General features: G+C 73.3%; 6 protein-coding genes. 4 read left to right on the top strand and 2 right to left on the bottom strand.

The window, feature by feature from the left end; all coding sequences use genetic code 11:
- Positions 1 to 12 precede the first annotated feature (12 nt).
- On the bottom strand, positions 13 to 3,609 hold the full coding sequence (gene mfd, locus ACJOT3_RS27560) for a transcription-repair coupling factor (RefSeq protein ID WP_406976032.1): 3,597 nt from the start codon (positions 3,607 to 3,609) through the stop codon (positions 13 to 15).
- Between the two features lie 370 nt (positions 3,610 to 3,979).
- On the opposite strand from mfd, the gene cysC reads away from it, so the two are divergent.
- Both cysC and ACJOT3_RS27570 read left to right on the top strand, forming a co-directional pair.
- Positions 3,980 to 5,572 (top strand): adenylyl-sulfate kinase, encoded by a 1,593-nt coding sequence (gene cysC, locus ACJOT3_RS27565; protein WP_406976033.1) that lies wholly within the window; start codon positions 3,980 to 3,982, stop codon positions 5,570 to 5,572.
- Positions 5,573 to 5,612: 40 nt separating this feature from the next.
- Positions 5,613 to 6,350, top strand: coding sequence for a MazG family protein (locus ACJOT3_RS27570; protein WP_406976034.1), 738 nt, complete (start codon positions 5,613 to 5,615; stop codon positions 6,348 to 6,350).
- Between the two features lie 133 nt (positions 6,351 to 6,483).
- Here ACJOT3_RS27570 and ACJOT3_RS27575 read toward each other — a convergent pair whose 3' ends face one another.
- Positions 6,484 to 7,695 carry an FAD-dependent monooxygenase gene (locus ACJOT3_RS27575; protein WP_406976035.1) on the bottom strand — a complete coding sequence of 404 codons (1,212 nt, stop codon included), beginning with the start codon at positions 7,693 to 7,695 and terminating at the stop codon, positions 6,484 to 6,486.
- 144 nt (positions 7,696 to 7,839) lie between these two features.
- Between ACJOT3_RS27575 and ACJOT3_RS27580 the strand changes: the two genes are divergently transcribed.
- Positions 7,840 to 8,406 (top strand): TetR/AcrR family transcriptional regulator, encoded by a 567-nt coding sequence (locus tag ACJOT3_RS27580; protein ID WP_406976036.1) that lies wholly within the window; start codon positions 7,840 to 7,842, stop codon positions 8,404 to 8,406.
- A 106-nt stretch (positions 8,407 to 8,512) separates the two neighbouring features.
- Positions 8,513 to 9,796, top strand: a complete 1,284-nt coding sequence (gene eno / locus ACJOT3_RS27585; RefSeq protein WP_406976037.1) for a phosphopyruvate hydratase — start codon at positions 8,513 to 8,515, stop codon at positions 9,794 to 9,796.
- The last annotated feature ends 126 nt before the right edge of the window (positions 9,797 to 9,922 follow it).

The raw sequence follows: 9,922 nt of genomic DNA on the forward strand, positions 1-9,922 counted from the left end.
GGCGTTCCCGGGTCAGTCGGTGACGACCGGGGGCTTGCGCTTGTCCGGTTCGAAGATGGCGGTGACCAGCTCCGTGCACCAGGCCAGCAGCTCCAGGTCGCGCAGCGGCTTGCCGCCCATGCCGCCCGCCTTGGGCACCGGCACCAGGAGGGTGCGGGTGGCCTCCTTGAGCAGCGACTTGGGGTACATCCGGCGCAGCCGCAGCTCCTGGGACTCGCGCAGCTCCACCGGGGTGAACCGGATCTGGTTGCCCTGGAGCACCACGTCCTGGAGCCCCGCGGAGCGGGCCAGGACCCGGAACCGGGCCACCGCCATGAGGTTGTCCACCGGCTGGGGCGGGGTGCCGTACCGGTCGGTGAGCTCCTCGTAGGCGGCGAGCACGTCCGCCTCGCCGGTGATGCCCGCGATCCGCTTGTAGGCCTGGAGCCGCAGCCGCTCGCCCGGCACGTAGTCGTGCGGGATGTGGGCGTTGACCGGCAGCTCGACGCGGGTCTCGGTCTCCTCGGCGGCGCCCTGGTCGCCCTTGAGCTCGGCGACGGCCTCGCCGACCATGCGCACGTACAGGTCGAACCCGACCCCGGCGATGGTGCCCGACTGCTCGGCGCCCAGGATGTTGCCCGCGCCGCGGATCTCCAGGTCCTTCATCGCCACGTACATGCCCGCGCCGGTCTCGGTGTGCTGGGCGACGGTGGCCAGCCGCTCGTAGGCGGTCTCGGTGAGCGGCTTCTCCGGCGGGTACAGGAAGTACGCGTACGCGCGTTCGCGGCCGCGGCCCACCCGGCCGCGCAGCTGGTGCAGCTGGGACAGGCCGTAGGTGTCGGCGCGGTCGACGATCAGCGTGTTGGCGTTGGGGACGTCCAGGCCGGACTCGACGATGGTCGTGGAGACCAGCACGTCGAAGTTCTTCTCCCAGAAGTCCACCATGACCTTTTCGAGCTGCTGCTCGTTCATCTGGCCGTGGGCGTAGGCGACCCGCGCCTCGGGCACCAGCCGCTTGATGTCGGCGGCGACCCGGTCGATGGACGCGACCCGGTTGTGCACGAAGAACACCTGTCCCTCGCGCATCAGCTCCCGGCGGATCGCCGCGGTGATCTGCTTGTCCTCGTAGGGCCCGACGAAGGTCAGCACCGGGTGGCGCTCCTCCGGCGGGGTGAGGATGGTGGTCATCTCCCGGATGCCGGTCAGGCCCATCTCCAGGGTGCGCGGGATCGGCGTCGCCGACATGGCGAGCACGTCCACCTGGGTGCGCAGCCGCTTGAGGGCCTCCTTGTGCTCGACGCCGAACCTCTGCTCCTCGTCGATGATGACCAGGCCCAGGTCCTTGAACCGGGTCTCGGCCGACAGCAGCCGGTGGGTGCCGATCACCACGTCGACCTCGCCGTTGCGCAGCCCCTCCCGGGTCAGCTCCACCTCGGCGTCGGTCTGGAACCGCGACATCGGCTTGACCGTGACGGGGAAGGACGCGTACCGCTCGGTGAACGTCGACAGGTGCTGCTGCACCAGTAGCGTCGTGGGCACCAGCAGAGCCACCTGCTTGCCGTCCTGCACCGCCTTGAACGCGGCCCGCACCGCCACCTCGGTCTTGCCGTAGCCGACGTCGCCGCAGATCAGCCGGTCCATGGGCACGGACCGCCCCATGTCCTTCTTGACCTCCTCGATGGCGGCCAGCTGGTCGGGCGTCTCCACGTACGGGAACGCGTCCTCCAGCTCCCGCTGCCAGGGCGTGTCCGCCCCGAACGCGTGCCCGGGCGAGGCCTGGCGCGCCGAGTACAGGCGGATCAGGTCGCCCGCGATCTCCCGCACCACCTTGCGGGCGCGGCTCTTGGCCTTGCTCCACTCGGCGCCGCCCATCTTGGACAGGGCGGGCGCCTCGCCGCCGACGTAGCGGGTGACCTCGCTGAGCTGGTCGGTGGGCACGAACAGCCGGTCGCCGGGCTGGCCGCGCTTGGACGGCGCGTACTCGATGAGCAGGTATTCGCGGGTGGCGCCCTGGATCTGGCGGCTGACCATCTCCAGGTACCGGCCCACCCCGTGCTGCTCGTGCACGACGTGGTCGCCGGGCTTGAGCTGGAGCGGGTCGATGGTGCCCTTGCGGCGGCTGGGCATGCGCCGCATGTCGCGGGTGGAGGACTTCTGCCCGGCCAGGTCGGTCTCGGTGAGCACGACGGTGTGCACCGTGCGCAGCAGGAACCCGTGGTCGACCAGCCCGGTCGTCACGGTGGCCACGGCCGGGGCGGGCGGTTCGGTGAGGTCCTGGACCAGGTTGGCGCCGAGCCCGGCGTCGCGCAGCATCGCCACGAACCGCTCGGCGGGGCCGTGCCCCTGGGTGACCAGCACGACGCTCCAGTTGTCGTGCAGCCAGCCCTTGATGTCGGCCAGGGCGCGCTCGGTGTCGCCGCGGTAGGAGTCGGCGGGCACCGCGCCCACCACCACGGCGTCGTCCTCCTCGCGGGTGTCGGCCTCGCCTGCGCTGAACGGGGTCAGCCCCCACCAGGGCGTGCCCAGCCGGGAGGCGATGGAGCGCAGGTCGGCGATGGACATGTACGCGGAGGCGCCCAGGTCGATGGGCGACTCGCCGCCGGAGGCGGCGTTGATCCAGGACGCCTCCAGGAACTCGGCGCTGGTGGCCTCCAGCTCGATGGCGCGGGTGCGGATGCGCTCGGGGTCGCAGCCCACCACCATGGCGCCCTCGGGCAGCAGCTCCAGCATCGGTTCCATGCGCTCGGCGAGCACGGGGGCGAACGCCTCCATGCCCTCGACGGCGACGCCGTCGGCGAGCTTGGTGAGGACCTCCGCCAGCGACGGGTGCTCGACGGCCAGGGCGCGGGCGCGCTCGCGGACGGTGTCGGTGAGCAGCAGCTCCCGGCAGGGCGGGGCGAACAGCCCGGAGGCGGCGTCGCCGTGGTCGCCGCCCTCGCCGGGGGTGATGGACCGCTGGTCGGCGACCTGGAAGTAGCGGATGTCCTCGACGCTGTCGCCCCAGAACTCCAGGCGCAGCGGGTGCTCCTCGGTGGGCGGGAACACGTCGAGGATGCCGCCGCGCACGGCCATGTCGCCGCGCTTCTCCACCAGGTCGACCCGGGAGTACCCGGTGTCGGCCAGGGCCTGGACCACGTCCTCCAGGGACGCCTCGTCGCCGGGGCGGACCCGGACGGGTTCGAGGTCGCCCAGTCCGGCCACGAGCGGCTGGAGCACGCTGCGCACCGGCGCGACGACGACTCTCAGCGGTGCCGTCAGCGGGTCGGCGGGGTCGGGGTGGGCGAGTCTGCGCAGCACGGCCAGCCGCTGGCCGACGGTGTCCGAACGCGGGGACAGCCGCTCGTGCGGCAGCGTCTCCCAGGCGGGGAACAGCGCGACGGAGTTCTCGGGCAGCAGCGAACGCAGCGCGTCGGCCAGGTCCGAGGCCTCCCGCTCGGTGGCGGTGACGGCCAGGACGGGGCGGCCGGCGCCCAGGGGCGCGTCGGCGGCCAGGGCGCCGACCATGAAGGGTCGCAGCGCCGCGGGGGCGACGAGGTCGAGGTGGGGATCGCGACCGCCGCGGGCGGTCTCGATCGCGCTGTGCAGCGCCGGGTCCCGGGAGACGTCGGCGAGAAGTCCAATGAGGCTCATAGCACCAAAGAAAGAAGAAGAAGTTCCGGTTCAGGCGGAAGGTCGCGGCCTGCACGGTGAGGGGCGGCGGCACGGCTGTAGGCGCCGCCCGGGTCTGTTCAGACTATCGAGTCCGCGGCCCGCGCGCGGGCCGGGTGTGGACGGGCGCCGTCGCGGTGTCCCGGTCCGGGCGTGGGGGCACGGCGGGCGGTGCCTTCATGGGAACCTTTCGTGACCTGCGCGTATTCCGTTCCTCGTAGTAGATCAGGTGCCGCGGACACAGTGGATCGGGTGCCGTCGGCACGGTGCGGCGCGGCGGCCCGCACCCCGTCCGGCATACGCTAGTGGCGATTTCGGTGAACACCGGTGGGGCCGTGGGAGAGGAAGTCGCGTGGTGAGTGTCGACAGGCGTGGGAGCACGTCGGACGGGGCCTCCGGGCGGCCGGACGCCCCGGTCTTCGCCCCGGGCCCGGACGCGCTCGCACATCTGGAGCTGATCCTGAGCGGGGCGTACCCGCTGGCGGGATTCATGACACGCGAACAGGCGGAGTCGGTGGAGCGCGCGGGCGCACTGCCCGATGGGCGCGCGTGGCCGGTTCCGGTCATCCTCCCCGTCCCGGCGGACTTCGCCGTCGATTCCGGCACGGTGGTCCTCACCGACCCGGAGGGCGCCCCGCTGGCGGAGCTGGCCGTGGCCGAGCTCTGGAAGGACGGGGCCGGGGGGCACCGCCTGGCGGGCGAGGTGTCGCTGCTGCGGCCGCCCACCTACGGGGTGCTGCGCGAGCTGCGGCCCACCCCGGCGGAGGTGCGCGCCCGCCGCGACCTGGAGGACGGGGCCGGGGCGCCGCTGCTGGCGGTGGTCACCGACCGGCCGCTGCACCACCGGGCCCTGCACCAGATCCGCGCCCAGGCGGAGGCGCTGGGGCGGGCCCCGGGCGTGGAGGCCGAACGCGCCGAGGTGCTGGTCCTGATCGACACCGGCCTGGAGGACGAGGGCATGACGGCGGCGGTGCTGGCGGCCCGGCCGCTGCTGCCCCCGCGCACATCGTTCGCGGTGTGCACGCTGCCGCGCGCGGCCGCCCGGGGGAGCGGGCCGTTCGGCGGCCCGTGGGAGGACCGGGACGCGCTGCTGGCGGCGCACGTGGCCGCCGCGTACGGCGCCACCCACCTGATCGTGGAGGCGGGCCGGGAGGGGCCGGACGTGGACCGGGTCATGGCCCGGCGCCCACCGGTCACGGTGCTGGACCCCGAGCCGTGGCGCTATGTCGAGGACGAGGGGCTGTGGGAGCCGCTGACCCGGGTGGACCCGGCGCGGGCCCGCCGGGAGCCGTCCGACGCCGAGGTGGAGGCGGAGCTGGCGCACGGCCGCGAGCTGCCGGTGTGGTTCACCCCGGCGCGGGTGGGGGCGGAGCTGGCGCGGCTGCGGCCGGCGCGCACCCGGCGCGGGCTGACCGTGTTCTTCACCGGTCTGTCGGGGTCGGGCAAGTCGACCATCGCGCGGGGTGTGTGCGACGGGATCCGCCGGGCGGGCCGCTCGGTGACGCTGCTCGACGGCGACGTGGTGCGGCGCATGCTCTCGCACGGGCTGACGTTCTCCACCGAGGACCGGGAGATGAACATCCGCCGGATCGGTTACGTGGCGGCGGAGATCGGCCGCCACGGCGGGGTGGCGGTGTGCGCGCCGATCGCCCCCTACGCCCGGGGGCGCGCCGAGGTGCGCGCGATGGCGCAGGAGGCGGGCGGCGACTTCTTCCTGGTGCACGTGGCGACGCCGCTCCAGGTGTGCGAGGCCCGCGACCGCAAGGGCCTGTACGCCAAGGCGCGGGCGGGGGAGATCCCCGCGTTCACCGGCATCTCCGACCCCTACGAGGAGCCCGACGACGCGGACCTGGTGGTGGACACCGTGGACGCGGACCCGGCCGACTCGGTGGCGGTGGTGCTGGCCGCGCTGCGCGCGGGCGGCTGGCTGCCCGAGGACCGCTGACCCCTTCTTCTTCCCCTCTCGACACGGACGAGGACCCGACATGACCGAACCCCAGCCCGCCGGGCACCGCCTGCTGCGCCTGGTGGAGGTGATGGACACGCTGCGCCGCGAGTGCCCCTGGGACCGCGGCCAGACCCACGAGTCGCTGGCCAAGTACCTCATCCAGGAGGCGTACGAGACGCTGGAGACCATCGAGGAGGGCGACCTCGGGCTGCTGCGCGAGGAGCTGGGCGACGTGCTGCTCCAGGTGGTGTTCCACGCGGCCATCGCCGCCGAGCGGCCCGCGGGCGACCCGGAGCGGTTCACGGTGGACGACGTGGCCGACGCGATCATCGACAAGATGACCCGCCGCCACCCGCACGTGTTCGGCGGGGTGGAGGTGTCGGGCACCGACGAGGTGTGGTCGAACTGGGAGGCCATCAAGGCCGCCGAGCGGGCCGCCAAGGCGCAGGCCCGGGGGGAGGCGGAGGTGTCGATCTTGGACGGGGTGCCCTTCGCCCAGCCCGCGGTGATGCTCGCCGCCGAGGTGCAGGGGCGCGCGGTGCGCAACGGGTTCCCCGCGGACCTGGTGGGCGACGACGGCGGCGAGGGCGGCGGGCTGTTCGCGGCGGTGGCCGACGAGCGCGGCCGCGACCGCGACGCCGAGACCGACCTGCGCGCGGCGGCCCGCCGGTTCGACGCCCGGGTGCGGGCCGCCGAGGCGGCCGCCCGCGCGGACGGCCGCGACCCGCGTGGACTGTCCGAGCAGGAGTGGCGCGCCTACTGGGCCGCCACCTGAGCGAGCCGCCCTGCGGGGCCGTCTCCGCCCGGGTGGGCCGCCCCCGCCTGAGCGGGCGGCCGCCGGGGTGAGGCCGCCTCCGGTGTCCCCGGCGGCGGCCTCCCTGCATGCCCGCGGATGCGGACGGCCCGGGTCAGGGGCGGACTGCGGCAGGGGCGGGGGCGTCCAGGTCCAGGGCCTCTGCGGCGTGTGACAGGCGCTTGTCGAACCGGCCCAGCAGCGCGAGCAGCGGGCCGCCCGCCCGCAGCAGCGTGTTGCGCAGGACGATCCCGCGGCGGGTGCGCGGGGCGAGGATGCCCAGCCCGGCGTCGGCGATGGCCTGGTTGGCGTCCACGTAGGGCCGCATCCGCGCCTCATAGGCGGCCAGGGCCGCGGCGGCGCCGTCGTGCCGGGCCAACTCCCGGGCGAGTACGTAGGCGCCGACCAGGGCCAGGCTGGTGCCCTGCCCGGACATGGGCGAGGGGCAGTACCCGGCGTCGCCCAGCAGGGCCACCCGGCCGGTCGACCAGGCGTCCATGTGGATCCGGGTGACCGAGTCGAAGTAGAAGTCCTCCGACGCGTCCATGGCGTCCAGGATCCGGTCGTTCTCCCAGCCCAGCCCGGCGAACTCCGCGCGCAGGTACGCCTTCTGGTCGGCGGGCGGGAGGCGGTCGGTCCCGGCGGCGCCGTCGGTGCGGACCAGGAAGATCGCCTTGGCGCCCTCGGCGCGCGGGGTCTGGTACATCCCCGAGCCCTTGCCGGGGACGTTGAACAGCAGCGCCTCCCGGTCCAGCCCCAGGTGGTTCGGGACCGTGAAGATGCTGATGTAGGCGCCCAGGAACCGGGCGTACCGCTCCTCGGGGCCGAAGGCGAGCCGCCGGGTCGTGGAGTGCAGCCCGTCGGCGCCCACGACCAGGTCGAAGCTGCGTGGCGCGGCCCTGCCGAAGGTCGCCCGCACCCGGTCGCCGTCCTGCTCCAGTGCGGTGAGGGTGTCGTCGTACAGGTACTCGGTGTGCGCGGTGGTGGGCGTGTGCAGGATGCGCACCAGGTCGCCGCGCAGGACCTCCAGTGAGCGGCCGTCGTCCACCGCGTCGGCGGAGGAGAACCCGGCGGAGCGGCGGCCACGGGCGTCGACGAAGGCGGCCCCGTCCATCTCGGTGATGTTGCGGCGGATCTCGTCGAGCGCGCCCATGCGCTCGGCCACGTCGATGGCGACGCCGCGCAGGTCGATGGCGTAGCCGCCGGGCCGCGGGGCCGGGGCGCGTTCGACCACGGTGGCGCGGATGCCGTGGTGGTGCAGCCAGTGGGCGAGGGCGGGTCCGGCGACACTGGCGCCGGAGATCAGGACGTCGTGCACGGCGGGCATGGGAGGTCCTCCAAAGGGTCCCTCGGAAGGTGTGCCGCCCCCTTCACCGTAGAGAGCTACTTACCGGGCGTCAAGTAACTTACCGGTCGGAAAGTCAGGGTTACACTCGTGGGATGAACAGCGGCAGGAACGGGAGTGACGTCTGTGCCCAGAACGCACGGTGACACCAGGGCGGAGATCCTCGGGGTCGCCCTCGACCTCTTCGGCAGGCAGGGCTACGAGAAGACCAGCCTGCGCGAGATCGCCGAACGCCTGGACATCACCAAGGCCGCGCTCTACTACCACTTCCGGTCCAAGGAGGACCTGCTCCGCGCCCTCGTCGAACCCCTCCGGCGGGACATGGAGGAGTTCCTCGCCGGGCTGGACGGGACCTCCCACCGCGCCCCCGACGAGGTCCTGGGCACCTACTTCGACGTCTGTGTGCGCCACGGCACCCTGATGACCGCGCTGCTCAACGACCTGGCGTCGCTGAGCCGGATCGGACTGGTCGGGGACGTCATGGCCTGGCGGCGCCGGCTGGACGCCGCGATCGTGGGGGAGGACGCCGACATGCCCGCCCGGATGGGCGCGATCATCGCCCTGGGCGGCCTCCAGGACCTCGCCGTCTACCTCGACGCCGACCAGGCCCGCGAGCACCGCGGCCGGGCCGTCGCCATCGCCGCCGCGGCCCTTCTGGAGGCGACGGGACCGCGAACGCCCGGTATGGACTAGACCAATTCCACAGGGTGGCCGTGCTCACGGCCCGGGCGGGTCGCTAGTCTCGTGTCGGGTCCTGGAACAGTGGTTCCCAGAAACACCGAAGAGACGGAGACTGACCGTGGCGTCCATCGAGGCAGTTCAGGCGCGAGAGATCCTTGACTCCCGCGGCAACCCCACCGTCGAGGTCGAGGTCGGGCTCGACAACGGCATCATCGGGCGCGCCGGCGTGCCCAGCGGTGCCTCCACCGGCAAGTTCGAGGCGGTCGAACTGCGCGACGGCGGCGACCGCTACGGCGGCAAGGGCGTGACCAAGGCCGTCGCGGCCGTCAACGACGAGATCGCCAACGAGCTGCACGGGTTCGAGCCCGACGACCAGCGGCTCATCGACCGCGCGCTCATCGAGCTCGACGGCACCCCCGACAAGTCCCGGCTGGGCGCCAACGCCATCCTGGGAGCCTCCCTGGCCGTGGCCCACGCGGCCGCGCTGGAGGCGGAGCTGCCGCTGTTCCGCTACCTCGGCGGCCCCAACGCGCACGTGCTGCCCGTGCCGATGATGAACATCCTCAACGGCGGCGCGCACGCCGACAGCAACGTCGACATCCAGGAGTTCATGGTCGCGCCCATCGGCGCGTCCACCTTCTCCGAGGCGGTCCGCTGGGGCGCCGAGGTCTACCAGGCGCTGAAGTCCGTGCTCAAGAGCCACGGCCTGGTCACCGCCGTCGGCGACGAGGGCGGCTTCGCCCCCAACCTGGACAGCAACCGCGCCGCCCTGGACCTCATCGTCGAGGCCATCGAGAAGGCCGGGTACACCCCGGGCACCGACGTCGCGCTGGCCCTGGACGTGGCCGCCTCGGAGCTGTACTCCGACGGCGTCTACACCTTCGAGGGCAAGCCGATCACCTCCGCGGAGCTGTCCGCCTACTACGCCGAGCTGGTCGAGGCCTACCCGCTGGTCTCCATCGAGGACCCGCTGGACGAGGAGGACTGGGAGGGCTGGAAGGCGCTCACCGACGCCGTCGGCGACAAGGTCCAGCTGGTCGGCGACGACCTGTTCGTCACCAACCCCGAGCGGCTGACCCGCGGCATCGAGAACGGCACCGCCAACTCGCTGCTGGTCAAGGTCAACCAGATCGGCACCCTCACCGAGGCGCTGGACGCCGTCGCCCTGGCCCAGCGCAGCGGCTACACGGCGATGATCAGCCACCGCTCCGGCGAGACCGAGGACACCACCATCGCCGACATCGCGGTGGCCACCAACGCCGGGCAGATCAAGACCGGCGCCCCGGCTCGCAGCGAGCGGGTCGCCAAGTACAACCAACTGCTGCGCATCGAGGAGCTGCTGGAGGACGCCGCCGTCTACGCGGGCGTGTCGGCCTTCCCGCGCTTCGCCCGGCGCGGCTAGTCTGCCCCAGTGTCCCGCGAATCCCAGCAGCCGCCCGCAAAGGCCCGTAAGGCGACCAAAGCCGACAGGCCGCGCGGCCGTGCCGCCCGGCGGGACACCGAGGCACCGGACCGGAAGAAGCAGAAG

Origin of the sequence: Nocardiopsis protaetiae, from assembly GCF_045446735.1 — a bacterium.
GTDB lineage: Bacteria > Actinomycetota > Actinomycetes > Streptosporangiales > Streptosporangiaceae > Nocardiopsis > Nocardiopsis protaetiae.